This is a genomic window from Streptomyces durocortorensis (assembly GCF_016901035.1).
Lineage (GTDB): Bacteria > Actinomycetota > Actinomycetes > Streptomycetales > Streptomycetaceae > Streptomyces > Streptomyces durocortorensis.
Genome location: NZ_JAFEUF010000289.1, coordinates 7,349 through 7,577, shown reverse-complemented (window position 1 = coordinate 7,577; position 229 = coordinate 7,349).

The window sequence follows — 229 nt, the reverse complement described above, 5'->3', positions numbered from 1 at the left end:
TTCCAGCCCCGCCCGACACCCCCAGCCCGCCCGGCGTTTGAGGGCATCTCTTCCAGCCCGTCCGGCGTTTGAGGACATCCTTTGACCCGCGCCCCGGGGGAGGGCGGCCCCGCGCAAAGAAGGAGGCGGGCCCCCGGAACCCGGGGGGGGGCCCGGCGCCCCCCCCCCCCCCCCCCCCGGCCCCCCCCCCGGCCCGCGCACCACAAAACACCCCGACGGGGAAAAAACA